The organism is Arthrobacter sp. Br18, assembly GCF_000520555.1.
Taxonomy (GTDB): domain Bacteria; phylum Actinomycetota; class Actinomycetes; order Actinomycetales; family Micrococcaceae; genus Arthrobacter_D.
Map to the genome: position 1 here is coordinate 1 of NZ_KI914899.1, position 24,797 is coordinate 24,797.

The 24,797-nt window shown below is 65.6% G+C and carries 22 protein-coding genes, 2 tRNA genes and 1 pseudogene; 18 read left to right on the forward strand and 7 right to left on the reverse strand.

Features of this window, described 5'->3' with window-relative positions:
- Nucleotides 1–1,794, forward strand: a pseudogene (locus Y704_RS24695) (hypothetical protein); the annotation flags it as partial.
- Between the two features lie 92 nt (nt 1,795–1,886).
- Here the strand turns inward: Y704_RS24695 and Y704_RS0117110 are convergent.
- Together Y704_RS0117110 and Y704_RS0117115 are read right to left on the reverse strand one after the other, a co-directional pair.
- A complete protein-coding gene (locus Y704_RS0117110) occupies nt 1,887–2,555 on the reverse strand; it encodes a haloacid dehalogenase type II (RefSeq protein ID WP_026551011.1) in 669 nt (222 codons plus the stop codon).
- Nucleotides 2,556–2,804 carry a DUF2630 family protein gene (locus Y704_RS0117115; RefSeq protein WP_026551012.1) on the reverse strand — a complete coding sequence of 83 codons (249 nt, stop codon included), beginning with the start codon at nt 2,802–2,804 and terminating at the stop codon, nt 2,556–2,558. It lies immediately after the preceding gene.
- A 167-nt stretch (nt 2,805–2,971) separates the two neighbouring features.
- Here Y704_RS0117115 and Y704_RS0117120 point away from each other — a divergent pair.
- The 3 genes from Y704_RS0117120 (at nt 2,972) to Y704_RS25600 (ending at nt 4,021) form a co-directional block, all read left to right on the forward strand.
- Nucleotides 2,972–3,048, forward strand: a tRNA-Val gene (locus tag Y704_RS0117120).
- A gap of 44 nt (nt 3,049–3,092) precedes the next feature.
- Nucleotides 3,093–3,890, forward strand: a complete 798-nt coding sequence (locus Y704_RS22325; RefSeq protein WP_035773295.1) for an SDR family oxidoreductase — start codon at nt 3,093–3,095, stop codon at nt 3,888–3,890.
- The gene (locus Y704_RS25600; RefSeq protein WP_275451076.1) at nt 3,887–4,021 is read left to right on the forward strand and encodes a hypothetical protein; all 135 of its coding nucleotides are present in this window, start codon (nt 3,887–3,889) and stop codon (nt 4,019–4,021) included. Before Y704_RS22325 ends, Y704_RS25600 begins: the two co-directional genes overlap by 4 nt.
- Nucleotides 4,022–4,024: 3 nt before the next feature.
- Here Y704_RS25600 and Y704_RS0117135 read toward each other — a convergent pair whose 3' ends face one another.
- Nucleotides 4,025–4,582, reverse strand: a complete 558-nt coding sequence (locus tag Y704_RS0117135; protein ID WP_026551013.1) for an SRPBCC family protein — start codon at nt 4,580–4,582, stop codon at nt 4,025–4,027.
- Between the two features lie 216 nt (nt 4,583–4,798).
- On the opposite strand from Y704_RS0117135, the gene Y704_RS0117145 reads away from it, so the two are divergent.
- Nucleotides 4,799–5,278 (forward strand): Dps family protein, encoded by a 480-nt coding sequence (locus Y704_RS0117145; protein WP_026551014.1) that lies wholly within the window; start codon nt 4,799–4,801, stop codon nt 5,276–5,278.
- A gap of 43 nt (nt 5,279–5,321) precedes the next feature.
- Here Y704_RS0117145 and Y704_RS22330 read toward each other — a convergent pair whose 3' ends face one another.
- Nucleotides 5,322–6,068, reverse strand: a complete 747-nt coding sequence (locus tag Y704_RS22330; protein WP_253904385.1) for a LysR substrate-binding domain-containing protein — start codon at nt 6,066–6,068, stop codon at nt 5,322–5,324.
- 56 nt (nt 6,069–6,124) lie between these two features.
- Here Y704_RS22330 and Y704_RS0117155 point away from each other — a divergent pair, with 56 nt between their 5' ends.
- The 4 genes from Y704_RS0117155 to Y704_RS0117170 all read left to right on the forward strand — a co-directional run bounded on the left by Y704_RS0117155 (nt 6,125) and on the right by Y704_RS0117170 (nt 12,446).
- Nucleotides 6,125–6,520 (forward strand): DUF5997 family protein, encoded by a 396-nt coding sequence (locus Y704_RS0117155; protein WP_026551015.1) that lies wholly within the window; start codon nt 6,125–6,127, stop codon nt 6,518–6,520.
- Between the two features lie 79 nt (nt 6,521–6,599).
- Nucleotides 6,600–7,385, forward strand: a complete 786-nt coding sequence (locus Y704_RS22335) for a hypothetical protein (protein WP_155850420.1) — start codon at nt 6,600–6,602, stop codon at nt 7,383–7,385.
- A gap of 56 nt (nt 7,386–7,441) precedes the next feature.
- On the forward strand, nt 7,442–8,989 hold the full coding sequence (locus Y704_RS0117165; RefSeq protein ID WP_253904386.1) for a DNA polymerase Y family protein: 1,548 nt from the start codon (nt 7,442–7,444) through the stop codon (nt 8,987–8,989).
- A gap of 31 nt (nt 8,990–9,020) precedes the next feature.
- Nucleotides 9,021–12,446 (forward strand): error-prone DNA polymerase, encoded by a 3,426-nt coding sequence (locus Y704_RS0117170; RefSeq protein ID WP_026551017.1) that lies wholly within the window; start codon nt 9,021–9,023, stop codon nt 12,444–12,446.
- A gap of 81 nt (nt 12,447–12,527) precedes the next feature.
- Here Y704_RS0117170 and Y704_RS0117175 read toward each other — a convergent pair.
- A tRNA-Leu gene (locus Y704_RS0117175) sits at nt 12,528–12,610 on the reverse strand.
- A 334-nt stretch (nt 12,611–12,944) separates the two neighbouring features.
- On the opposite strand from Y704_RS0117175, the gene Y704_RS0117180 reads away from it, so the two are divergent.
- From Y704_RS0117180 to pknB, 7 genes are read left to right on the forward strand one after another with little or no spacing between them, the layout of a single operon-like run.
- Nucleotides 12,945–13,679, forward strand: coding sequence for an FhaA domain-containing protein (locus Y704_RS0117180; RefSeq protein WP_026551018.1), 735 nt, complete (start codon nt 12,945–12,947; stop codon nt 13,677–13,679).
- Nucleotides 13,676–14,164: an FHA domain-containing protein FhaB/FipA gene (locus Y704_RS0117185; RefSeq protein WP_026551019.1), complete on the forward strand. Its 489-nt coding sequence runs from the start codon at nt 13,676–13,678 to the stop codon at nt 14,162–14,164. The genes Y704_RS0117180 and Y704_RS0117185 overlap by 4 nt, the downstream gene beginning before the upstream one ends.
- Nucleotides 14,165–14,166: 2 nt before the next feature.
- Nucleotides 14,167–15,765 carry a PP2C family protein-serine/threonine phosphatase gene (locus tag Y704_RS22340; protein WP_253904387.1) on the forward strand — a complete coding sequence of 533 codons (1,599 nt, stop codon included), beginning with the start codon at nt 14,167–14,169 and terminating at the stop codon, nt 15,763–15,765.
- Nucleotides 15,762–17,180: an FtsW/RodA/SpoVE family cell cycle protein gene (locus tag Y704_RS22345; RefSeq protein ID WP_051477330.1), complete on the forward strand. Its 1,419-nt coding sequence runs from the start codon at nt 15,762–15,764 to the stop codon at nt 17,178–17,180. The genes Y704_RS22340 and Y704_RS22345 overlap by 4 nt, the downstream gene beginning before the upstream one ends.
- On the forward strand, nt 17,177–18,619 hold the full coding sequence (locus Y704_RS0117200) for a peptidoglycan D,D-transpeptidase FtsI family protein (RefSeq protein ID WP_026551020.1): 1,443 nt from the start codon (nt 17,177–17,179) through the stop codon (nt 18,617–18,619). Before Y704_RS22345 ends, Y704_RS0117200 begins: the two co-directional genes overlap by 4 nt.
- Nucleotides 18,616–20,475 carry a protein kinase domain-containing protein gene (locus Y704_RS22350; protein WP_081747738.1) on the forward strand — a complete coding sequence of 620 codons (1,860 nt, stop codon included), beginning with the start codon at nt 18,616–18,618 and terminating at the stop codon, nt 20,473–20,475. The genes Y704_RS0117200 and Y704_RS22350 overlap by 4 nt, the downstream gene beginning before the upstream one ends.
- A 22-nt stretch (nt 20,476–20,497) precedes the next feature.
- Nucleotides 20,498–22,507 carry a Stk1 family PASTA domain-containing Ser/Thr kinase gene (gene pknB / locus Y704_RS22355; RefSeq protein WP_081747739.1) on the forward strand — a complete coding sequence of 670 codons (2,010 nt, stop codon included), beginning with the start codon at nt 20,498–20,500 and terminating at the stop codon, nt 22,505–22,507.
- Nucleotides 22,508–22,530: 23 nt separating this feature from the next.
- Here pknB and Y704_RS0117215 read toward each other — a convergent pair whose 3' ends face one another.
- Complete coding sequence (locus tag Y704_RS0117215; protein WP_026551021.1) at nt 22,531–23,175, reverse strand: aminodeoxychorismate/anthranilate synthase component II; 645 nt, start codon at nt 23,173–23,175, stop codon at nt 22,531–22,533.
- A gap of 280 nt (nt 23,176–23,455) precedes the next feature.
- On the opposite strand from Y704_RS0117215, the gene Y704_RS0117220 reads away from it, so the two are divergent.
- Together Y704_RS0117220 and Y704_RS0117225 are read left to right on the forward strand one after the other, a co-directional pair.
- The gene (locus Y704_RS0117220) at nt 23,456–23,701 is read left to right on the forward strand and encodes a cell division protein CrgA (protein WP_026551022.1); all 246 of its coding nucleotides are present in this window, start codon (nt 23,456–23,458) and stop codon (nt 23,699–23,701) included.
- 102 nt (nt 23,702–23,803) lie between these two features.
- Nucleotides 23,804–24,535: a GAF and ANTAR domain-containing protein gene (locus tag Y704_RS0117225; protein WP_026551023.1), complete on the forward strand. Its 732-nt coding sequence runs from the start codon at nt 23,804–23,806 to the stop codon at nt 24,533–24,535.
- Here the strand turns inward: Y704_RS0117225 and Y704_RS22360 are convergent.
- A complete protein-coding gene (locus tag Y704_RS22360) occupies nt 24,520–24,759 on the reverse strand; it encodes a hypothetical protein (RefSeq protein ID WP_051477332.1) in 240 nt (79 codons plus the stop codon). The genes Y704_RS0117225 and Y704_RS22360 overlap by 16 nt on opposite strands.
- Nucleotides 24,760–24,797: the final 38 nt, after the last annotated feature.

A 24,797-nucleotide genomic window follows, 5' to 3' on the forward strand; every position in this document is an offset into this window, starting at 1 on the left:
ACCGACGCCAACGGCGTCGCAACGTTCAGCAACCTGCTGATCGACAAGCCCGGCACCGGATACACCCTCATCGCCTCCAGCGCCGGCCTCGTTTCTGCGACCAGCACCGCGTTCACGGTCGGCTCATCCCAGCTGGTGTTCACCACGGCAGCGCTGAGCGGGACGGCAGCGATGACAGCGAACCTGGGTCCCATCACCATCCGGCGCGTGGACGCCGCCGGCAACCCTGTCCCGGCACCCGCGGCCGGGTTCCCCGTAAGCCTTACCTCGACGTCCACCGGTGCCAGTTCCTTCGCCGCGACCGGCAACGGCGCGGCCATCACCACCATCACCATCCCGGCCGGGGCTTCCACCGCCACGTTCTACTACGGGGACAACCGGACCGGATCCCCCAGTCTCCGTGTCAGCTCCACCGGGACGGTCAGCGCCTTTCAAACCCAGACCATCACCGCCGCGCCGGCCGCGAAGCTGGTGTACACCACCCCGCCGGTGTCCGGTCCGACCTCGACCGCCGCGAACCTCGGTCCGCTGACCGTGCAACTCCAGGACACCTTCAGCAACCCAGCCGCCGCACCCGCGGGAGGAACCGTCATCACCCTGTCCTCCAACTCCACCGGAACCCGCACCTTCTCCACCACGCAGGGCTCCGCCACCACCGTCACCTCGGTCAGCATCCCGGCCGGCTCGACTGCGACCTCCTTCTTCTACGGAGACACCAAAACCGGCACCCCCAGGATCACTGCCTCCGCAAACGGTCTCACCGGTGCGTTCCAGGACGGGACCATCACCACCCCCGTGGCCACCCAGCTCGCCATCACCACCGCAGCACCCTTCGGCACCACCGCGTCCACTGCGAACCTCGGCCCGATCACCGTCGAACTTCGCGACGCAGCAGGCGCGCCCGTCGCCGCGCTCACCGGCGGCAAAGCCCTGAGCATTACCTCAACCTCCACCGGGACCCGCACCTTCTCCACCACGCAGGGCTCCGCCACCACCAGCCAGATCACCATCCCCCCTGGAGCCACAACCGTCACGTTCTACTACGGAGACACCACGGCAGGATCCCCCACGCTCACCGTCGCGTCCGCAGGACTCAGCAGCACCACCCAAACACCCATCGTCCGCGCCGGCGCCGCGTCCCGCATCACCTACACCAGCGCTCCCGCCACCGGAACCGCGGCCACCACCGCGAGCCTTGGCCCGATCACTGTCCAACTGCAGGACACCTTCGGCAACCCAGCCCTGGCTCCAGCCGCAGGAACAACACTCACCCCCTCCTCCTCATCGACCGGAACCCGCGTGTTCTCCTCCACCCGTGGAGCTACGACCGGAGTAGCTTCCCTCACTGTCCCCGCCGGAACCTCCACCACCACGTTCTACTACGGTGACACCCAGGCAGGATCCCCCACGCTCACCGTCGCGTCCGCAGGACTCACCGCAGCAAGCCAGCCCCAGACCATTACCGCCGCGGCACCAGCCAGAGTCCAGTATCTGCAGCCACCCACGAACGTGCGTAAGAACATCACTTTCTCACCCACCGTTACAGCTTTGGTCGTCGACCAATTCGGCAACCGGACCACCAGCACCACGGCAGTCACCATCGCACTACGGACCAGCACAGGCGCAACCGGGGCCCGTGGCACCCTAAGTGGTTCAACCACCGTCAACGCGGTGGCCGGTGTCGCAACCTTCAGCAACCTCACCCTCGGTGGACCAGCCAGCGGCCAATACACGCTGCATATCAGCACCTCCGCCCTTACCGCCAGCCTCAGTCCTATCTTCACCGTGACCTGAAACTCGACCCGTGCAGCAGCTCACAGGGTTTCGGCCGGCTTTTCCCCACCGGTGGTCTGCTCGAGGAATGCAGCGGTGGAGGAATTACTCATTCAGGGGTTGAGGCATGCAGCGATCTCCGCGCAGTGCCGCACTGTCACATCCGGTGCCGTCGCGTACGCCGGGAATGCGGCTCCGTCCCGGTTGAGCCAGACGGTCCTCAGCCCGGCACGCGCAGCGCCGTCGATATCCCAGGGATGAACCGCGACCAGCGCAATGTCCGGCAGGGGCGTGGAGCAGGCCTCCGCCGCGTAGCCGTAGGCCGAGGCCGCCGGTTTCCACCGGGGCGCGTCCTCCACAGAAAGAACTTCCTCGAAGTGGCCGCGCAGACCGGCCCTTTCCAGCAGCGAGGTTGCCGTACCTGCCGCGCCGTTCGTCAGGGCAGCCACCCGTATCCCCCGCCGGGCCAGGGCGGCAAGGCCGTCAGCCACATCGGAATGCACGGGTAACTGCTGGAAAGCATCCAGCAGTTGGCCGACGGCGTCGTCCAGGTTCCGGTTGAGGGGCTCGGCAGCGAGGACTCTCCGGAGTGATCCCCCCGCCAGTTCGGCAAAGCGCGGGTTGACGCCCGCGGCAGTCAGGGCAAACCCGTCACGCAGGAGCGAGGCGAACCATAACGCCGCAGTTCCCGGCGGAGCGCCCACCTCCTCGAAGTGCTGCGCCATGCCCCCCATATCGGAGAGCGTCTCGTTGACGTCGAAGAGAACAAGAGAACACTTCATCTACTGGCGGTAGCCCTCGACCTGGCTGATGGGCCGCGGGTCGGCTTCCGCGGGGTTCCCACCCGCGTCGGCTTTGGCGCGGCGCTGCCGGAGCAGGTCCCAGCACTGGTCCAGGTCCTCCTCAACGCGCTTCAGCCGCATTTTCTGTTCCGGATCCGTGCCGCCGTCCCTGGCGGGGGACCCTCCACGAAGGTCGTGCTCTTCCTTGACCAGCACCTGTATGCGCTGGAGGATGTCCTGGTCGTTCACGGTGTCTCCCTCTGGCTAGCCTTCCATCCATCAGGCTACCCACGCCCGGTCCCGGGTGCCACCACGATTTCGTCCGGCGTGGTGAACGCCTACCGCATCCGGCGGCACATCTTCCGTGCCGAATTGGGCAGGCGCGCCCAATGCCCTAAACTGTGGAAGAACCATTTGCCTGTGTAGCTCAGTCTGGTAGAGCATCCGCTTCACACGCGGAAGGCCCGGGGATCGAGGCCCCGCGCAGGCACCATTTTCCCCTTGCCATACCCTCCCGCGGCTGCCAAGGATGAAGGCATGGACTTTTCACCCAACACCGCAATCGTTACAGGATCCGACTCGGGAATCGGCCGCGCTACAGCGTTGGCCCTCGCCGACGCCGGATGCGACGTCGGTATCACCTGGCACTCGGACTCCGACGGCGCCGAGGAAACGGCGCGTCTGGTCCGCGAGCGTGGACAGAAAGCCGCCGTGGCGCGGCTTGACACCACTGATGCCCCCGGGTGTGGGGATGTGGTGGATCAGCTTGCGAAAGAACTGGGCGGTGTCGACATCTTCGTGAACAACGCAGGGGTCAACGGCGGCACTCTGTTCATGGACACGGACTGGGACACGTGGCGCGGCACCATGGCCGCCAACCTCGACGGTGCCTTCGTCTGCATCCAGCGGGCGGCCCGCCACATGCTCGACGCCGGCAGGGGCGGCCGCATCATCGCGGTGACCAGCGTGCACCAGGAACAACCGCGCGTAGGGTCCGCAGCCTACGACGCATCGAAGCACGGACTCGGCGGCCTCATCCGGACGATCGCCCTCGAACTGGCCGGCCGGGGGATTACGGCCAACGCCGTCCTGCCCGGTGAAATCTCCACCCCCATGAACGACGCCGGCGATCAGGACCCCCGCGAGGTGGACCGCCCCGGAATCCCCGTGGGCAGGCCGGGCGACGCCCGCGAGGTGGCCGCCGTGATCGCCTTCCTCGCCTCGCCCGCATCAAGCTACGTCAACGGCGCGTCCTTCGTGGTGGACGGAGGCATGCTGCAGATGGGGCCGCAGGCAGGATCCCACCTCACGAGCGGGGATTGGCGCACCCTGTGATCAGCACCGCCGTCGGCACCGCCGTCAGCCTGCCCGGCATCACCGAACCCAACCTTGATGCTTCGACGATCGCCACCATCTTCCGGGGCGCCGCCGAGGCCATCGAGACCATCGGGATGGGAGAACTGTAACCGCTAGATCCCGGTACCCAGCCGCGGTCCGCCCGAGTCCGGATCATCCAGGGACCGGTCGGGCACATTGCCGTCGGCCGGTGCGCCTTCCCCGACAACCCCGGACGGCGGCGCACTGACGTCCCCGCGCCAGGCACCGCTTTCGCCGCCGCTCTTCTCGATGAACTCCTTGAACCGCTTGAGGTCTCCCTTGACCTGCGCGGCGTCCGCGTTCACCACGGCGCCAATTTTTTCCGTGAAGGTTTCGGGGTGCCAGTCGATCTGCACCATGAGGCGTGTGGTGCTCTCGTCGAGCCGGTGGAAGGTCACCACTCCTGCATGGGACTCGCCGTCGGTGCTCTTCCATGCCACGCGCTCGTCCGGGTGCTGCTCGGTGATTTCGGCGTCGAACTCGCGCCGAACCCCGCCGATGCTCGTCACCCAGTGGGTGAGGGTGTCGGAGGTCTGCGTGATGGATTCGACACCGCTCATGAATTTGGGGAAAGTCTCGAACTGGGTCCACTGGTTGTACGCAGTGCTCACCGGCACTGCAACGTCGATTGATTCCTGAACTTTCGCCATGAATTTGCTCCCTCGTAGAGACTTCGACCTTCCGATCCGCTGCCCCGAAAGGGTCACAGGCCGGTAAAACCGTAAGTACCCTTAGAATATGCAGATCGGTTGGATTTGGCCAACACGCGGGTCTAGGGTGAAAGTGATCCGCGCGGCCACCGCAGCGATGAATTCCGTCGGTTCCATACTGCCCAGGCGGGCACTTTTCCTACTACTGGAGGATCCATGAAAGCTTCACCCACCCTCACGGACAATATGCAGGCAGTTCTGGTCGACCTCATTGAACTGCACCTCCAGGGCAAGCAGGCCCACTGGAACGTCGTGGGCAAGAACTTCCGTGACATGCACCTGCAACTCGATGAGATCATCGACGACGCCCGACTGTTCGCCGATCAGCTGGCTGAACGTATGCGCGCCCTCCACGCCGTCCCCGACGGGCGCAGCACAGCCGTTGCGAAGGGCTCCTCCCTCAACGAATTTCCCGCAGGACTGGTCTCGACCCAGGACACCGTCACCCTGGTGGTGCGGATGCTGAACGCCGCCGTCAAGACCATGCGCGACGTCCACGACCAGATCGATGAGGAAGACCCGACCACCGCGGATATCCTGCACGGTTTCATCGAGAAACTCGAGCAGTACGCGTGGATGGTCGATGCCGAGAACATGACACCGACCGCCAAAGTCACCGAACCGGCTGCCGTCTAGCCGCGCTGCCTGCTCATGGGTCTTCGTTACCGAACGACGAAAGTCAACGACGACGGCCCCGCCGGCCGGGCGGCGACGCTTTTTTCGGCTTCCCCTGGATCGGTTTGGCTCCGGAACTCTTCCCGCCGGAGCCCTTCGATCCGGCATTCCTCCCGCCGGCCTCCCGGGAGCCGGCCTTTTTGGCCGCCGCCTTCTGTGAGGCACTTCGCTTCGCATCAGCCGGTTCCTGGGCTGACGGCTGACGCGAACTCCGCTCGGTCCGCCCCCGCACAATACCGATGAACTCCTCGACATCGGGTGACCCGTTGCCCTCAAGCCACGCGATGCCGATTACGGTGCCGGGCAACTCCGGCACCGGACGGTGGACCGCGTCCCTGCGCATGTACAGCCGGGCGAGGGACATCGGCAGGACCACAACACCAGCCCCGGACGCTGCCACCTCCACTGCGGTCTTCGGCCCGCCGCACTCTTCGACGCTGAGCCGATGTGCGGCCTCGAGCTCGGCCAGGGGAACCTCCTCATAGAGGGACAGCTCGTTCTCCCTGGACATCACCACCACTGCCTGTTCCTCGTACAGGGGAATGACGTGCAGCCCCTGGCGCCCAATCGGCAGCCGCACGAAAAGCGCATCGAATCCGGCGGCCTGCAGCGCCGGGAGGGCGTCGTCGTCGTGGGGGTGAAGTTCAAGCTCGACCCCGGGGTGCCGTTTCCGCCACCGGGCCGCCCACTTGCCCGGCGTGACGCCTGCGACAAACCCCACGGACAGGGATCGGGGCTGGAGCTCGGGCACAGGTTCACACTAACGCACGGGACATCCACCTGCGCCGGGCCGGTTAAGCTGGATGGATGACCCCCGCAAAAGCACCACAGACCATGAAGCCCGCCACTGCGGCCAAGAAACTGGGGATTTATCTTCCCGCGGCTCCCCAGGAATTCCAGGACCGTGAGCTGACGCGGGCCGCGTTCAACGAACTGCAGCAGACACCACCGGAATGGCTTGCGGAACTGCGGCGGACAGGGCCCCACCCCCGACCGGTCGTGGCACAGAAACTCGGAATATCGATCGGCGGACTGGCCCGCGGGGGAATCACCGATCCGCTCACCACTGCGGACATCACCGCACTCCTGCAGGCGCCTCCCGCCTGGCTTGTCACCGAACGGTCCACGCAGGCCGCGGTCCGCGCCGAAGCGGAACGGGTCAAGGAGCGCGACCTCCAGCGCCAGAAGCAGAACGACGACTGACCCGGTCCGCTGCACCGCCACGGAGGGGACCCGTGCTGCGGTGATTGACTTAATAGAACACGTATTCGAATATTGACGAGTGACACCATCAGCTGCAGGGGCGCTCGGACGCAAGGGGCCTCCCGACCCCGGGCTTTCCGGCTCGTCGGCTCTGCAGCCGGACGTCAGTTCCCTTCCTGATCTCCAGTTCCGCATCAACCAGATGCAATCGAGCCGGCTGGATTCGCGGAGGCTTCCCACTGTTCCTGCGCTGGCAAAGATCCTCCCCGGAGGAGGCCTGCAGTCCGGTGGCTCCTACGCGGTGCGGAACTCCGCCACCCTGGCCATGGCGCTCCTCGCCGGCCCGTCGGCAACGGGTGCCTGGTGCAGCGTTGTAGGGCTGCCCGAATTCAGCGTGGAGGCCGCCGAAGAGTTTGGGATCAACCTGGAGCGGCTCATCCTGGTTCCGGATCCCGGGGCCCAGTGGCTCACCGTGACGGCAGCGCTCGTGGATGTGGTCTCCGTTGTGCTGACACGCTCCCCCGCACACCTTGCCCCTTCGGATACCGCACGGCTGAAGTCCCGGCTTCGGCAGCGCGGAGCCGTGCTGATCACCCAGGGCACCTGGCAGCAGTGCGATTCAACCCTGAGTATCGCCGAGAGTGCCTGGGAGGGATTGGGGGCAGGAACCGGCCACCTCCGAACCCGCAGGATGAAGATCACCGCCACCAATCCGGCCGGCCGGCTGCGTCATACCTATGTGGGTCTGACCGATCTGCAGCGGAGCCCCTGGCAGGCCTCCGGCGCCGGCGCCGCAGGAGAACGTTCCCCTACCCCCCACGACGGCGGTGCCCTGTTCCAGCCGGCCCTGAAAAAGTCCTCATGAACACCGGAACAGCAGTACCCGGGCCTCCGGCCGCTCGTACAGCTACCCGGACTCTGATGCTGTGGTGTCCGGACTGGCCCATCACAGCGGCCATCCGTGAGCACTCGCTCGAGGTCCATGCCGCCCTTGCCCTGGTGGACGGGGGCGAGGTATTCGCCTGCTCACCCGCGGCCCGGGAGAACGGCGTACGGCGGGGTCTTCGCCTTCGTGAGGCGCAGGCACGATGCACCGGCCTCATCGTCCTGCCCTACGACCCGTTCCTGGATATCCGCAGTTTTGAACCCGTCACCACGGCGGTGGAAACCATCATGCCGGGAGTGCAGGTACTGCGTCCTGGGCTGTGTGCGATTCGGATCAAGGGCCCGTCCCGTTATTACGGCAGTGAGGAGAACGCCGCATCCGTGGTGCTCCAGACACTCGCCGCCATCGGCCTGACCGATGTCCGTGTCGGGATTGCCGACGGCCCTTTCGCCGCGGAGCAGGCCGCGAAGGCAACGGAGGCAACGGAGGCACTGGAGGATCCGCAGGCCGAGCCGCTCTGCATCATCCCTCCCGGAGGATCCCCCTGGTTCCTCAGCACTCTGCCCCTCGATGTTTTCGAACAGCCGCGGTTGGCGGTGCTGCTGAAGCGCCTGGGCATTCGGTCCCTCGGTGATTTTGCTGCCCTGGGTGCTGCTGATGTGCGCAACAGGTTCGGCGCAGAGGGCGCACTGGCACACCGGCAGTCCAGCGGTCTTGACCATTTCAGTGTGGTGGACCGCACCCCTCCTCTCCAGTTGGAAGTGACCGCCCATTTCGAACCGCCCCTGGTGCGCATCGACCAGTTGGCCTTTGCCTTCCGCAGAACTGCCGAAGGTTTCGTGGCCGGGCTGAGGCGGGCCGGGCTGGTGTGCACAGCGGTGCAGGTGGCGCTGCACACCGAATCCGGCGAGGTGTCCGAACGCTTGTGGCAGCACCCGCGCTGGTTCGACGCCGACGACGTCGTGGACCGCGTGCGCTGGCAACTGCAGGGAACCAATGCAGCCGACCACGGGCTGACGTCCGGGATCACCCGCGTGCAGGTTGTTCCCGGCCTCGTCGAGGACCTCGGCGACCACGCCGACGGGCTGTGGGGAACGGGTCCCGATGAAAGTATCCACCACGGGCTGGCACGTGTGCAGAGCATGCTGGGCCACGGGGCCGTGCTGACGGCAGTGATTGCCGGCGGACGGCTTCTCGCGGACCGCAGGGTCTACATTCCATGGGGGGACTCACCGGCGGCCCAGGATAAAACCCAGCCGTGGCCCGGGCGGCTTCCCGGCCCGGTTCCGGCCACGGTCTTCGCGGTGCCGGTTCCCGCCGTCGTCGTCGATGCACGGGGAAACCCCGTCGCCGTCGATCCCCGGGGGCTGGTCAGTGCGGATCCGGCTTTCTTCACCGTGGGCGCCGCCATCGACCAGCGGTGGCCGGTGCATTCCTGGGCCGGCCCCTGGCCCATCAACGAGCGCTGGTGGGATCCCGGGGGGCGCATGCTCAACCGTTTTCAGCTGGTGGATTCATCCGGTTCCGCCTGGCTCCTGCTTCTCGAGAACCAGGAGTGGTTTTCCGAAGCCAGTTACGACTAGGGCACAGAACCAGGAACGAGGAGGATCACAGATGGCCTGGAGCAACCCTCCCGTACCCTGGTCCGACTTCGAGCGGAACCTGTCCGACAGGACACGACCGGGCTCGCCTCCGCCGGGCGCCGACGGCGGCGACAGTCCCGCCTGGTCGAGGAAACGCCAGCCCTATGCTGCCCCTCCACAAGCCTTTCCGGTTCCCGAGGGGCAGGGAACGCCCTATGCCGAGCTTCACGTCCACTCGAACTTCAGCTTCCTGGACGGCGCATCCAGCCCGGAACAGCTGGTGGAGGAAGCTCACCGGCTGGGTCTGCAGGGCCTTGCCCTCACCGACCACGATGGCTTCTACGGCGCGGTGCATCTGGCCGAGGCCGCAGAGAAGTATCCGGACCTTGCCACCATCTACGGCACCGAGCTCTCCCTCGAACTGTCGAAACCCCAGAACGGCGAGCCGGACCCCGAGGGCAGCCATCTCCTGGTGCTTGCACGCGGATCGGCCGGATACCACCGTCTTGCCGGTGCCATCACCGCGGCGCAGCTGGCCGAAGGAGCGGAAAAGGGAAGACCCCGCTATTGCCTGGAGGATCTTGCCGAGCATGCTGCGGGTTCCTGGATGATCCTCACCGGCTGCCGGAAGGGCTCCGTTCGGAAAGCCCTCGTCTCCGGCGGCGACAGGGCTGCGGAGGTGGAAATCGTTCGCCTTCTGGACCTGTTCGGCCGGGATTCCGTGGCCGTTGAACTTTCCGACCAGGGCAATCCCCTGGACACGGCACACAATGATGCCCTGGCCGCTCTGGGTGCCCGGCTGAAACTACCCGTCATCGCGACGAACAACGTGCACTACGCCGTTCCCGGGCAGCACCGGCTCGCTACTGCGCTGGCTGCCGTCCGCGCACGCAGGAGCCTCGACCAGATGAACGGTTGGCTCCCGGCAGCGGGCGCCGCGCACCTGCGCAGCGGCGCCGAGATGGCAACCCGATTCCGCGCCTATCCGGGAGCTGTGGAACAGACGGTGGATATTGCGGGGGACCTCGCTTTCCGTCTGCGCAGCGTCAAACCCGGCCTGCCGAATATCGAGTTACCCGACGGCCACACCCAGATGAGCTACCTTCGGCATCTTGTCTGGGAGGGGGCGGACAGACTGTATGGCGGGCGGAGCGATGTCAGGGAACGGATAGAGCGCGAGCTGGACGTCATCGAGAGCAAGAACTTTCCCGGATACTTCCTGATTGTCCATGACCTGGTGCACTACGCCCGCCGCCGTGGAATCCTGTGCCAGGGGCGTGGCTCGGCGGCGAACTCGGCCGTCTGCTACCTGCTGGAAATCACCGCGGTGGATTCGATTCGGTACGAGCTGCCCTTCGAGAGGTTCCTGTCCAGCCTCCGGGACGAAGAACCCGACATCGACGTGGATTTCGACTCCGACCGCCGCGAGGAAGTCATCCAGTATGTCTACCGCAAGTACGGCAGGTTCAATGCGGCACAGGTTGCCAATGTCATCACGTACCGTCCCAAGTTCGCCGTCCGCGACATGGCCAAGGCGCTGGGCCACAGCCCCGGCCAGCAGGATGCCTGGTCGAAACAGGTGGAACGCTGGGGAGGGTCGGTGTCGAGTAGTGACCATGACATCCCGGATTCGGTGGTCGGCCTTGCCCGGGAGGTCCTGAAATTTCCGCGGCACCTCGGCATACATTCCGGGGGGATGGTGCTGACGGACCGCCCCGTCGGGGAAGTATGCCCCATCGAGCATGGGCGGATGGAGGGGAGGACCGTCCTTCAGTGGGACAAGGATGACTGTGCCTGGATGGGCCTGGTGAAATTCGACCTCCTCGGCCTCGGAATCCTTGCCGCCATCCAGTACAACTTCGACCTCGTGGAAAAGCACTTCGGTGAGCGGTGGGCGCTGCACAGCATCCCCAAGGAGGAGCAGGGCGTGTATGACATGCTGTGTTTCGCCGATTCGGTGGGAGTGTTCCAGGTGGAAAGCCGCGCCCAGATGGGAATGCTTCCCCGGCTGCAACCACGGCAGTTCTATGACCTCGTGATCGAAGTGGCCCTCGTGCGTCCGGGCCCTATCCAGGGCGGCGCCGTCCATCCCTATATCAAGCGCAAGACGGGTGAGGAGGAGGTGCGCTACCTTCACCCGGACCTGAAGCCGGTACTCGAACGGACACTGGGTGTTCCCCTGTTCCAGGAACAGCTGATGCAGATGGCCATGGTGGTGGGCGGCTGCACCGGAGCCGACGCCGACCTGCTGCGCCGGGCCATGGGATCGAAGCGGGGAGAGGAACGGATTGATTCCCTGCGCGCCAAGCTCTACGCGGGCATGGCATCGAACGGCATCACCGGAGAGGTGGCGGATGCGATCTACACCAAGATCCATGCGTTCGCGAACTTCGGCTTCGCCGAGAGCCACTCCATCAGTTTCGCCCTGCTGGTCTATGTGAGTGCCTGGCTGAGACTCCATTACCCCGGAGCCTTCCTTGCCTCGCTGCTGCGGGCACAGCCCATGGGGTTCTATTCGCCGCAGACACTCGTTGCCGATGCGCGGCGGCACGGAGCGGAGGTGCTGCGCCCGGACATCCTGCATTCCGGCGTCCACGCGGACCTCGAGCCTCTTGACGGCTTTGCGCCCGGAGAAGATCCCCCGTCGCGAACCACCGGGAAGGACTGCTGCGTCCAGGAGCATCAGCCGCCCGTCGGTCCGTTCGACCGGAGCGTGCCCTTCGATTCCACTGTCCACCGCCGTGACGGCAACTATGCGGTGCGGCTGGGGTTGGACAGCGTGCAGTCCATCGGTGGGAAGGTCGCGGAGAAGATTGTGGCCGAACGAACCCGGAACGGCCCCTTCGAGGACATGAGGGACCTTGCAAGGCGTACCGGACTCACCTCGGCACAGCTCGAAGCACTCGCTGCCGCCGGGGCCTTCGACTCCATGGGCTTGTCGAGGCGCGACGCCCTGTGGGACGCGGGCCCGGCCTCCACCGAGCGGGAAGGCCAGCTCAGGGGCACCGCCGTCTATATCCAGCCGCCCCTGATGCCCGAGCTGTCCGACCTCGACAGGGTGGGTTCGGATCTGTGGTCCACGGGTATCACTCCTGATGACCACCCGGTGCGCCACGCCCGGGCTCGGCTGAAGCGCCGGGGTGCGCTCAGTGCGGCGGATCTGCAGGTGGCCGAGTCGGGACGGCGCGTGGAAACCGGCGGGGTGGTGACCCACCGCCAGCGCCCTGCTACTGCCAGCGGCATCACGTTTCTGAACCTGGAGGATGAAACCGGACTGGTGAACGTGATCTGTTCGGTGGGAGTGTGGCAGCGGTACCGCCGCGTGGCACGGGAAGCCGGCAGCGTGATCGTTCGGGGCATCCTCGAACGGTCTCCGGAGGGAGTGGTGAACCTCGTAGCGGACCGGTTCGAGGTGCTGCAGCTCAAGGCAACCACCAGATCCCGGGACTTCCGCTGACGGGCCGCGTGCCACGCGCGGGACACCGTCCACCAACGGCAAAAGGCCCCCGGAGCCGGGAGCCTTTTGCCTGATCCTTCGTGCGCGAGGGGGGATTTGAACCCCCACACCCTTTCGGATACTGGCACCTGAAGCCAGCGCGTCTGCCGTTCCGCCACTCGCGCAATTTCGAGATTCCAAGCCGCCGGAGAACTCCGGATCGCCTTGTGAACAGCAGAAACAAGCATAACGGAGCCGGTGACGAAACACCTAAACGGACTGCTCCGGCCCACCGGGCCGTCCTCGTCCCCGGCGCCCGATCGCCGGCGCGAAGTAGCGGCCGGGCCTGCTCCGTTAATGTCATTCCCAGAGCACCCACGTAGTATCGGGGTGAACGTGCCCGGCTGGACACTGCCTCGGGCAAGGCCACCGGCGAATAACCCGGCAGACAATCCGGTGGACAACCCAGGCAGGTTCCGCAGCACCAGGAACATTCGGAAAAAGGTCAGGAGGCGGAAAATGGGCATACTCGACAACGTCGAACGCGGTTTGGAAAAAATGGTCCGGGGCGTCTTCTCCACCGGTTCCCGGTCAGAGGTGCAACCGGTCGAGATTGCCAGTGCGCTCCGCAGGGAACTGGACAACCGATCGATGGTCCTCGCCCAGGGCCGCACCCTCGCACCCAACGTCTTCACCGCCCGCCTGTCCGATGCAGACTTCGCGAACGCCCAGCGCTGGGGCTCCACCCTCGCCGAGGAGCTCTGTGACGTGGTCATCCGTCACGTCAACAGTCAGCAGTACACCCTCCAGGGCCCGGTGCAGGTTTCCTTCGCACACGACCCCGACCTCAAGACAGGTGTGTTCGAGCTCGACTCCAGCATGGAAAAAGGCGGGCGCAGGCCACCTGCCGCACACGCGCCCTCTGCCCCCCGGCGACAGCCGACGCGCTACCAGCCCGTCCTCGAACTGGACGGCCAGCGCTACTCGCTCAATGCGGGGTCGATCATCCTCGGGCGCTCCTCCGATGCGGACATCCTCGTGGACGACACCGGAGTGTCGCGGCGGCATCTTGAGATTAGGGCTTCGGACGGTGGTGTATTCGCCGTCGACCTCGGCTCCACGAACGGCAGCTACGTCAATGGCCAGCGCGTCCAGGGCCAGGCGGAGCTGACCGACGGATCAGCCATCACCATGGGGCGGACGCGCCTCACCTTCCGGCTGGTACCCATCCAGAAAGCCGGCGACACACCATGAGCGAAGCAGGCGAACTGACCGTCACACTGCTGCGCTACGGTTTCCTGGTGCTGCTGTGGATCCTTGTCCTCAGCACGGTCAGCGCGCTCAGGCGCGACCTCGCCGTCGGCCAGCGCAACAAAACCGGCACTCCCACCGCCCGCGAGGCACGGAAGCACCCGGAGCTGATCCAGGAGGCACCCCCTTCGCGGGTCCAGGCGCACCAGCTCGTGGTGACCGAGGGTCCACTCACCGGCACCACTCTCGAGCTCACATCCAGCCCCATCCTCCTGGGACGTGCCCAGGAAGCAACGCTGGTCCTCGAGGACGATTACGCATCGGGCAGGCACGCCCGCCTGTTCCCCCAGGGGAGCCGCTGGTTCGTGGAGGACCTGGGTTCAACCAACGGCACGTTCCTCGCGGGGTCCCAGCTCACCCGTGCACTGCCCGTCGAGCCGGGCGTACCCATCCGGATCGGTAAGACGGTTATTGAATTGAGGCCATAGACATGGCCCTTGTTCTACGGTTTGCGGCGCGCTCGGATGTCGGAATGGTGCGCGCCAAGAATGATGATTCAGCGTACGTCGGACGCTACCTGGCGGTCGTGGCGGATGGCATGGGCGGACACGCAGGCGGCAACGTCGCCTCGGCCTCCACCGTCCTCGATCTGGTCCACCTCGACCGGGCGGATCATGGGGGAAACGCCGGTGTCCACCTCGCGGATGAGATCCAGACGGCCAATTCCCTGTTGTCGGAACTCGTCAGCACCAATACCCAGCTCGCCGGTATGGGCACCACTGTCACCTCGTTACTCCTTGACGGGAAACGTCTGGAGCTGGCACACATCGGTGATTCGCGTGCCTACCGCCTCAAGGACGGCGTCTTCCAGCAGATCACCAAGGACCACACGTTCGTGCAGCGGCTCATCGACGAGGGCAGGCTCCGGCCCGAGGAGGCCGAGGTCCATCCTCACAAGAACGTCCTGATGCGTGTGCTCGGAGATGTTGATGCGAGTCCCGAGCTTGACCTCGAGTCCTTCGACGTCACACCGGGTGAACGCTGGCTGCTGTGCTCGGACGGGTTGAATGCCGTCCTCAGTGAGCACGTCGTCGAGCAGGTCTTCCGAGAAACGGAGGATCTGCGGCAATGTGTCAACGCGCTCGTCGAGTTGACACTTGCAGGCGGTTCTCCCGACAACATCACCGTGGTGGTCGTCGAAGTGATCGAGGCCGACGACGACGAGGTGGTCATGCCGACCGCCATCCCCCCTGCCCGTGAAGCAGCGGGCGAGCGCGAGCACAGCGCGGCCAGTCCAGAAGGCGGTGACGATCCCTCACAGGTCAACGACGGACTGCCGGCCGCTGCGATACGGGCTGACATCATCCGCGAGGACCTGCTGACCCGCCCGCACATCCTCGTCGGCTCCGCTGCCCTCGCAACGGAGACCGGCCAGATACCGATCGTGACCCAGCGTTCCAGTGAGCGCCGGGCCGCCATGATGCTGACCCATCGGGGGGCGGCGTCCTCCGGGGAGGACGCCGCGGACGATTCCGGGGATCTCCCTCCGGCGAAGCGGCGGTGGCTGATGCCGGCGTTCCTCGGCCTGATGGCCCTGATCCTGGTTGCCGTTGTCGGTTTCGGGTACACCTGGACGCAGACCCGCTATTACGTTGCCGAAGCCGAGAGCAAGGTCGCCATCTACAGCGGTGTCCCCCAGAGCATCGGCCCTTTCCGCCTCAGTGAGGTCTATGAGGTGACGGACATCCCTGTGTCGAATCTGCCGGAGTACCAGAGGTCCAGGCTCATGGACACCCTGCCTGCCAGCGATCTGCAGGAAGCTGAACGGATTGTGCAGGACCTTCGCGGTGAACTCCGGGCTGTTCCGTGCAGCCCAGGTGAAGGCAGTCCAGGTGAAGGCAGTCCCGCTCCCGCTCCCGCGCCCGGTCCGACCGAAACCGGAACGCCTGCCCCCGAACCTTCCACCACTGCCCCCAGCCCCAGCGCGAGCAATCCCACCGGCAGCGAGCCCAGCGGCAGCGTAGCTGTCGGGGACCGCCCGTCCGGTGAGGCCCAGCCGCAGATCACCTGTGAGGAAGGTCCGGAATGAGCGACGTTCTGACTGTCGCGAAGTCGCGCAGAAACGTGGAGGCCCTTCTGCTCCTTGTCGCTTTCGCCGTCGCGGTGGGAGCGAACTACATCGCCGGGCTGGACAGGGAGGAGCCCTTCAACCCCTACTTCTGGGCCCAGGCCTCCACGTTCGTGGGCATGGGCCTGCTGATCCACATCATTCTCCGGGTCCGTGCCAAATATGCCGATCCGGTTATACTCCCGATCGTTCTTGCCCTCAACGGCATCGGCCTGGCCATGATCCACCGGCTGGATCTCCCCCGGATCGACGACGCCGCCTTCACCCCGGTGGCACAGCAGCAGCTGCTGTGGACCGGCGTCGCGATCAGCGCTGCCGCCGTGCTGCTGGTCTTCCTGAAGGACCATCGGATCCTCCGCCGCTTCACCTACATCTCGCTCATTGTGAGCGCCGTCCTTCTCCTGCTCCCCCTCACCCCGCTGGGGCTGGAGATCAACGGCGCGCGGATCTGGATCTCCGTGGGTATCGGAACCTTCCAGCCGGGCGAGGTAGCCAAGATCACGCTCGCCGTCTTCTTCGCCGGTTACCTGTCGACCAATCGCGACCTCATCCTTCTGGCCGGCAAGAAGATCGGACCCCTGCAGCTTCCACGGTTCCAGGACCTCGCGCCGATGGTCGCCGCCTGGTTCGTAAGCATCGGTGTGCTCATCTTCCAGCGGGACCTCGGCTCATCGATCCTCTTCTTCGGCCTTTTCATGGCCATGATCTACGTGGCGACGAGCAGGGTGAGCTGGGTGCTGATCGGGCTGGCCCTGATCGGCGTCGGCGGTTATTTCGCGCTGCAGCTGTTCAGCCATGTTGCACTGCGCTTCGACAGCTGGATCAATGCTTTCGACCCGGAGGTCTACAACCGGGCGCCCGGAGGCAGCGGCCAGGTTGTCCAGGGGCTGTTCGGGCTCGGCAGCGGCGGGCTTGCGGGGACCGGTCTGGGCCAGGGACGGCCGGATCTCGTCACCTACGCCAACAGCGACATGATCATTGCCGCCCTCGGCGAGGAACTGGGCCTGATCGGCATCTGCGCCATCGTGATGCTCTACGTGCTGCTGGTGTCCCGCGGATTCCGTGCGGCTCTCGGCACAAAGGACGGCTTCGGGAAGCTGCTCGCCTGCGGGCTCTCCTTCACCATCGCCCTGCAGTGTTTCGTTGTCATCGGAGGGATTACGCGTCTGATCCCCCTGACCGGACTTACCACCCCCTTCATGTCCGCCGGCGGGTCATCGCTGCTGGCGAACTGGCTGATCGTGGCTCTTCTCCTGCTGATTTCGGAAGCCGCACGCCGTCCAGCGCCGAGCGGCCCCATGACAAGTCCCTTTCCCGACCCACCTGGCGTGGGCGGCCACCCCACCCCCGGACACCCCACGGAGGCCACCCGATGAACCAGGCAATCCGCAGATCCTGGATAGTCGCGATCGGCATGTTCACACTGATCCTCGGCTCCCTGACCTACGTGCAGTTCTTCCAGGCCGAGGCGCTGAGCACGAATGACTGGAACAACCGTCAGATCTATCAGGACTTCGGCCGTCCACGCGGCGCGATCCTCGTGGACGGCCGCGCTGTCGCCGAATCCGTGCCGTCCAACGACCAGTTCAACTACCAGCGGGTGTACAAACAGCCCAACCTCTACGCCCACCTCACGGGCTACTATTCACTGGTCAATGGATCCACGCATCTGGAAAAGGCCGAGTCCGACCTACTGTCCGGAACCAGCAACGAACTCTTCTACGACCGTGTTGTCCGGCTGTTCTCGAATGAGCAGGTCGCGGGCGCCTCCCTCGAGCTGACCATTGACCCGCAGCTGCAGCAACTCGCCTTCGACCTCATTCCGGACGGCCAGAAGGGCACGATCGTGGTGACGGAGCCTCGCACCGGCAACATCCTTGCCATGGCGTCAAAGCCCTCCTACGATCCCAACCTCATCGCCGCCCACGACACGAGCGCCGTGATCGAGAATGTCACTGAACTGTCCGAGGTTCCCGGTCTGTCGATCTACACGAATCCCGCCACCGAGTCACTCGTGGCTCCCGGATCCGTCTTCAAGCTCGTCGTCGCCGCAGCTGCCCTCGAGTCCGGCCAGTTCGATGAGAATTCCGAGATACCCAATCCTGCCGCCCTGGAGCTTCCCGGCTCGTCCCAGGCACTGCCGAACTACGTGAACGGCAACTGCGCCTCAAGGAGCACCGCGGATCTCGAATTCGCCCTCGAACAGTCCTGCAACACCCCGTTCGCCCAGATCGCCTGGGAGCTCGGGCAGGAGCGGGTGAGCCAACAGGCCGAGGCTTTCGGTTTCGGCGAGGAGTTCTTTATTCCCACCCGCGTGGTGGCCAGCTCCTTCCCCGAGGAACTCGACCAGGCGCTGCTCGCCTACTCCGCGATCGGCCAGTACGACGTGAAGGTAACACCCCTGCAGATGGCGATGGTCAGCGCGGCCATCGCCAACGACGGCGTACTGATGAAGCCCAATCTCATCAAGTCGGTCCGCGCGCCTGATCTTGAACTTCTCGAATCTCCCCAGCCCGAGGTCTTCAGCGAGCCCATCAGCGGCGACACCGCCGACCAGCTGACGGAGTGGATGGTCAATGTGGTGGAGAATGGGACAGCCCGCGGCGCCCAGGTTTCCGGGGTGGACGTGGCAGGAAAAACCGGTACGGCGGAGCTCAGCGAAACCGGCGACAACGCATGGTTCACAGGCTTCGCTCCGGCGAATGACCCCCAGGTTGCAGTGTCCATCGTCATGGAGAACGTGGATATCGCCACGGGAAGCCAACTGACAAGTCCGAGTGCACAAAGAATCATAGAGGCGGTGCTCAACCAGTGAGGCCTACATCGGGAATCACCCTTGGCGGCAGGTTCGAGCTCACGGATCGCATTGCCATCGGTGGAATGGGTGAGGTCTGGAAGGCCCGGGACCAGGTGCTCGGCCGTGTGGTCGCCATCAAGATTCTCAAGGAGGAGTATTCGGGGGATCCGGCCTTCCTCAACCGGTTCCGGGCCGAGGCACGCCACACCGCGCTCCTGAGCCATGAGGGTATAGCCAACGTCTTCGATTACGGCGAAGAGGGCGGGTCGGCCTACCTGGTGATGGAGTTGGTTCCAGGGCAACCGTTGTCCGCGGTGATCGAGAAGGAGCAGGTGCTCTCGCCGGACCGTACCCTCTCGATCGTCGGGCAGACGGCCACCGCCCTGGCCGTCGCGCATCGTCAGGGGCTCGTACACCGGGACGTTAAACCGGGAAATATCCTCGTGATGCCGAACAGCCGTGTGAAAATCACCGACTTCGGCATCGCGCGTCTCGCCGATCAGGTCCCCCTGACGGCAACAGGGCAGGTCATGGGTACTGCGCAGTACCTCGCACCGGAGCAGGCCACCGGACAACCCGCCACGGGATCCAGCGACATCTACGCCCTGGGTGTCATCGGGTACGAGCTGCTCGCCGGCCGGCGTCCGTTCTCCGGGGAATCGCAGATCGCGATTGCCCTCGCCCAGGTCAATGACGCACCGCCTCCGCTCCCGGAATCGATCCCGCGGCCGGTCCGCGCCCTGATCGCGTCGATGCTGGCGAAGGACCCTGCCGACCGGCCTGCGAATGCCGAGGCGCTGGCCCGCGCCGTGGACGCCATCCGTGCCGGCAACACACCGGCAGCTGAGGCCGCCGTGCCTGGAATGCTGCTCTTCGGAGGTCCGGCAGGCGCGGCGACGGCCCCGGTCCCGCGCCAGGACACCGCGGCGACCCGGACAGTTCCTTCCTCCTCAACTGCAGCGCTTCCCACCGTCGCAGCTCCCGCTGCAGCAGTTGGAGCCGGTGCCATCGCCGCGTCGCGGAACTGGTCGGAGGAGGACATCGACGGCGGGGATCCACCCGAGGAGGTGGAGCGCCGCCGGAGCCCCTGGCTGATTCCGCTCATCGTGCTGCTCATGCTGGCTCTGCTGGTTATCGCGGCCCTGGCCATCGGCCCGCTGCTCGCCGGTGATGAAACCGACCCGGCACCGGCGGTGACCACCAGTTCAACTCCGTCGCCACGGACCAGCACGCCGCCGTCGAGCTCCCCGCCGGTCTCTTCCACACCGTCACCCTCCGCGGAGGAAACCACCCCCGAGGTGGAGGACATCATCGTCTCGGCAGCCCAGTACGAGGGACGGCAGGTCGACCAGGTGGCCGCCGAGCTCGGCGCCCTCGGCCTGACAGTGAGGCTCGAACCCGTCAGCTCGGAGGAGGAGGAGGGCACCGTACTGGGGCTCAACCCCGTTGGAACCCTCAGCCGGGGTGACAGCATCACGGTGACCTATTCGGACGGTCCCGAACGGGTCACCGTGCCCGGCGGCCTCCTCAACCAGAATGAGGCCACAGTCCGGCAGCGCCTCGCGGGCGCCGGCCTCGTGCCGGTGAATGGGGGATCCCAGGTTTCCTCGGCTCCGGTGGGCACGGTGATCGGTGTGAATCCCCAGGAAGGAAGTTCCGTCCCCACCGGAGCGCAGGTCAGCTACACGCTGTCCTCCGGTCCTCCGGTCACCGAGGCTCCGGAACCCCCGCCCGAGCCCGAACCCGAGCCCGAACCCGAGCCCGAGCCCGAACCCGAGCCGGAAATCACCGCCACCCCCACCTTCGCCTCGGCGCCTGCACTTGTCCCTATACCCACCACCGCACCTCCGCCGTCTGCCTCCACCGAGGGATGACTGGGCCGACGGTGAATGCCATATGAGCGCTGAGCGGATCCTCAACGGACGCTACGAGGTCCGTGAGCTGATCGGCAGGGGAGGGATGGCCGATGTCTACCTTGGGCGTGACCTCCGGCTCGGACGGGCAGTGGCCATCAAGGTACTGCGCCAGGACCTTGCCCGTGATCCGCTCTTCCAGTCACGCTTCCGGCGCGAAGCCCAGGCAGTTGCGGGCCTGAACTGCCCCACCATCGTTGCAGTGTTCGACACCGGCGAGGAAGAAGTACCCGACCGGCCCGAACACGAGGTGAAGGTTCCCTTCATCGTGATGGAGTTCGTCGCCGGACACACTCTCCGCGACATTGTTAGGGAGGGAGATCTCACCCAGGAAGCCGCGCTCGAGCACATGTCCGGCGTCCTGTCCGCCCTTGAGTACAGCCACCGGGCGGGCATCGTGCACCGCGACATCAAGCCGGCCAACGTGATGATCACGCCCGACGGACGCGTGAAGGTGATGGACTTCGGAATTGCGCGGGCGATCTCCGATTCGGCTGCCACCATGACCCAGACACAGGCTGTCATGGGAACCGCGCAATATCTGTCCCCGGAACAGGCGCGCGGGGAACCGGTCGACGCCCGCAGCGACGTCTATTCCGCAGGATGCCTGCTGTATGAACTGCTGACCGGGAGGCCGCCCTTTCTCGGGGACAGTCCCGTCTCGGTCGCCTACCAGCACGTGCGGGAGGAACCCAAACCCGCCGGTTCGATCAACCCTGCGGTCACTCCGGCCCTGGAGTCGGTGCTGAAAAAAGCCCTGACGAAGGATCGGGAGGAGCGCTTCCAGGACGCAGCATCCTTCCGCACCGCTCTCGAAGCGGCCGGTCGCGGCGTGTCGCTGGCACCCGACGTCGGCCTGCGCACCGAAGCGATGACTACCCTGCAGCCGGTGGTCCGGGCGACGCCCGCTCTCCACGCCGACGACGACCTTTCCACGCGGTCCATCGCCGCAGTTGCCGTCGGAGCATCCTCCGGCGCCGGGAATGCCCCGGGAGCACATCCGCGGGTGGCCACCCGCGAGGCCGGCGGCCGGAAGCGGAAGTCCTCCCGGGCAGCCTGGCTGGCTGTTGTTGCTGCAGTGATCCTCGTCCTCGCAGGCGGTTTCTTCCTCCTCAGCAACCTGGAGGACGCCCCGCCCGAAGCCGCTCCGCTGATAGAAGTGCCGATGGTGGAGCGCCTCACCGAAGCACAGGCAACCAACGAGGTGTACGGAGCCGGATTGATCCCCCTCTTCACGACGCAGCACAACTCAGACGTCGAGGAGGGCCTCGTTGTATCCTCCGATCCGGAAGCGGGCAGCAGCGTGGATCCCGACTCCCGGATCACGATGGTGGTGTCCCTGGGACCGGCCGCCGTGGAAATCCCTTCATCGATCGGGGGCATGACCGAATCCTCGGCCCGCACTGCTCTCGAGGATGCCGGCCTGCGGGGTGGCCGAGTGACCGAGGTTACCAGCGCCACGGTCGCCGCGGGCCGGGTGATCTCGTCCACGCCCGGTGCCGGCCAGTCCGTGCAGGCCGGCAGTGCGGTGGATCTGGTCCTCTCCAACGGCCGGGTAGTCGTACCGCTGCTGATCGACCTGCCGCAGGCGGCTGCAACAGCCATGTTGAACGATCCGGGCGTGATGCTGCCCTACCGGGTGGAAATCATCGAGAACAGTGTGGTGGAACCGGGAATCGTGACGAACCAGAGCGCCGCAGCCCGCAGCGAGGTTGCCCAGGGTACTGAGATCGTTATCACCGTGGCAGCCCCCGCCTCCGCACCAGAACCTCCACAGAGCCCGGCAGCCGCTCCTTCGCAGCTCCCTCCGGCGGCGACACCGCCGGCCCCGCCGTCGTCGACCCCCTCGCCGCAGTCGCCGTCACCCTCCCCGTCCCCGTCGCAGTCCCCGTCCCCGTCGCCGTCCCCGTCCCCGTCGCCGTCCCCGTCCCCGTCGCCGTCCCCGCAGTCTCCGTCACCCTCCCCGACGCAGCCGCCACCGGGAGACGATTAAGCCACCGGGAGACGATTAAGGGTTCAGCGCGCGATGAGGGGACTGAGGGTCGATGCCTTTGCGGCCGCCCCCTCGAGGCCGAGCGATTCGAGCCAGTTTCCGAGCATCTGGTATCCACCCTCGGTCAGGACCGATTCGGGGTGGAACTGCACCCCGCACAGGGGTGCGGTCCGGTGCTCGAGGCCCATGATGATTCCGCTCGCCGTGCGCGCCGTGACACTGAGATCGTCAGGAACGTCGTCGCTGACAGCCGCGAGCGAGTGGTAGCGGGTAGCCGTGACCGGTGACGGCAAACCAGCGAACACGCCGGTGGCATCGTGCTCCACCAGGGATGTCTTCCCGTGCATGAGTTCGGGAGCATGGGTCACCGACCCCCCGTACGCTTCGGCCAGCGCCTGATGTCCGAGGCAGACTCCGAGCATCGGCTTGTCGTTGTCGCCGCACCACCGGATCAGGTCCACGCAGATCCCGGCGTCGGAGGGAGCCCCCGGTCCCGGTGATATGAGCACGCCGTCCCGCCCTTCGGCAAGTTCCGTAGCTTCTGCGAGCGGAACGTCGTCGTTCCTGATGACGGTGGTTTCCGCTCCAAGTTCCTGCAGGTAGCCCACGAGGGTATAGACAAAGCTGTCGTAATTATCGACAACGAGAATTCTGGTTGTATCAGTCATGGTGCTGGAACTTGCCAATCGTGGATTTCGGGAGCGGCTCGGGCTGCTGCTCGGATAGTGAATATGCAATGATACGCCTCCGCCGGATTGCCGTCGGGCATGCTTCGACCCCGGAAGGAGCCGCCGCCGTTCCCGGTTTGGGCGCATTGGCTAGAATCGACTGCAGGAACCTCGCCGGTTCACCGCAGCTCCACTCGGGCACGTCGGGTCCCGGCGTCGGGCGGCTCTGCCGCATCAAACGTAGCCCGGCTGATCCCAGCCGGCCCATCAAGGAGGATCTGTGCCAGAATCGAAACGCCGCAAGCAGCCGGCATCCGCACACGCAGCGGTCTCGGCCGAACCGAAACCCAATCCGGTCTGGTTCAAGCCAGTGATGTTCGGGCTCATGATCATCGGACTGCTGTGGATCATCACCTACTACATCTCCGAAGCGACACTTCCCGTGCAGGTGTGGGGTTCGTGGAACATCATGGCCGGCTTCGGAATAGCGATTGTCGGCTTCCTGATGACGACGCGCTGGCGGTAGGTTCCGGGTGTCAGCATCTGTGGCCGGCCTCGGCCGGAACAGAACGAACAGTCCCCTCCTGCACCCGTGACCTCCAGCCTGCCCCGGCGTACTCTTGGGGCCATGGAGGATTCGCTGCGGCGCGTTGAGTTGTCCGAACGGCTGCAGGACCTGGTTCTTGAAAACCTGGGAATAACGCGCTTTCTCGAGGATCTCGCCGTGCTGTCGGCAGGTATGATTCCCGGCACCGCGGACCTGCAGTGCGGGATCACTGTCCAGCGGCGGAACATGCCCGCCACCGTCGCCGGCAGCACCATCCAGGCAAGAATCCTCGACGAAATCCAGTACCGCTCGGAAAAAGGTCCGGGACCGCATGCCATCGCCACCGGAACGCCGGCAGTGGTCGGGAATGTCCGAACCGACCGGAGATGGCCTGAGTGCTTCTCATCAGTGGCTGATCGGGGCTACTCCTCGATCCTGGCGGTTCCCCTGGTGCTTGAGCCCGGGGACAGCGGTGCCTTGACCCTCTACGCCTCCGAGCCCGGAGTCTTCACCCCCGAGCTCATTAGCGGAGTCGAGGACCATGCGCGGCAGGGCGCAAAGGCACTGCGGATCACCCTGCGTATCGCGTCCCACGTCAGCATGACGTCGAATTTGAAGGCAGCGATGGAATCATGCACGGCGATCGACCTGGCCGTGGGAATCATCATGGCTCAGAACCACTGCACACAGTCCGAAGCAGTGGAGATCCTGTCCTGCGCATCGAGCCACCGGAATATCAAGCTGCGGGATCTTGCAGCGAAGCCCATCCACTCGGTATCCGGTGCCACAGCCAGTACCTACTTCTCGGCCTGAATTTCAGGTACCAGGGAGAGTCCCGGATCCTCGTCCCGTTGATCCAGTTCCTCGGTGAGCTCTTCGTGGCGGAAACTCGTCTCCGGTTCCACCTCCCCCTCCTCAGCATATTCGGCGTCGATCTGCCGATGTACCTTGCTGTTCAGCACCTCCACCGCCTCGTCGTCCAGAACCGCGAGATCCTCGGGGAACGGTTCTTCAGGCGGGAGTTTGCTGCTGGTCAAGAGGGGCTCCTCGGGGGTCGGTAGGGTGTCACCCGATT

Coding starts and splice junctions, on each gene's coding strand:
- Y704_RS0117110 (WP_026551011.1), bottom strand. CDS start 2,555: ATGAAGTGTTCTCTTGTTCTCTTCGACGTCAACGAGACGCTCTCCGAT.
- Y704_RS22325 (WP_035773295.1), top strand. CDS start 3,093: ATGGACTTTTCACCCAACACCGCAATCGTTACAGGATCCGACTCGGGA.
- Y704_RS0117135 (WP_026551013.1), bottom strand. CDS start 4,582: ATGGCGAAAGTTCAGGAATCAATCGACGTTGCAGTGCCGGTGAGCACT.
- Y704_RS0117145 (WP_026551014.1), top strand. CDS start 4,799: ATGAAAGCTTCACCCACCCTCACGGACAATATGCAGGCAGTTCTGGTC.
- Y704_RS0117155 (WP_026551015.1), top strand. CDS start 6,125: ATGACCCCCGCAAAAGCACCACAGACCATGAAGCCCGCCACTGCGGCC.
- Y704_RS0117165 (WP_253904386.1), top strand. CDS start 7,442: ATGCTGTGGTGTCCGGACTGGCCCATCACAGCGGCCATCCGTGAGCAC.
- Y704_RS0117170 (WP_026551017.1), top strand. CDS start 9,021: ATGGCCTGGAGCAACCCTCCCGTACCCTGGTCCGACTTCGAGCGGAAC.
- Y704_RS0117180 (WP_026551018.1), top strand. CDS start 12,945: ATGGGCATACTCGACAACGTCGAACGCGGTTTGGAAAAAATGGTCCGG.
- Y704_RS0117185 (WP_026551019.1), top strand. CDS start 13,676: ATGAGCGAAGCAGGCGAACTGACCGTCACACTGCTGCGCTACGGTTTC.
- Y704_RS22340 (WP_253904387.1), top strand. CDS start 14,167: ATGGCCCTTGTTCTACGGTTTGCGGCGCGCTCGGATGTCGGAATGGTG.
- Y704_RS22345 (WP_051477330.1), top strand. CDS start 15,762: ATGAGCGACGTTCTGACTGTCGCGAAGTCGCGCAGAAACGTGGAGGCC.
- Y704_RS0117200 (WP_026551020.1), top strand. CDS start 17,177: ATGAACCAGGCAATCCGCAGATCCTGGATAGTCGCGATCGGCATGTTC.
- pknB (WP_081747739.1), top strand. CDS start 20,498: ATGAGCGCTGAGCGGATCCTCAACGGACGCTACGAGGTCCGTGAGCTG.
- Y704_RS0117215 (WP_026551021.1), bottom strand. CDS start 23,175: ATGACTGATACAACCAGAATTCTCGTTGTCGATAATTACGACAGCTTT.
- Y704_RS0117225 (WP_026551023.1), top strand. CDS start 23,804: ATGGAGGATTCGCTGCGGCGCGTTGAGTTGTCCGAACGGCTGCAGGAC.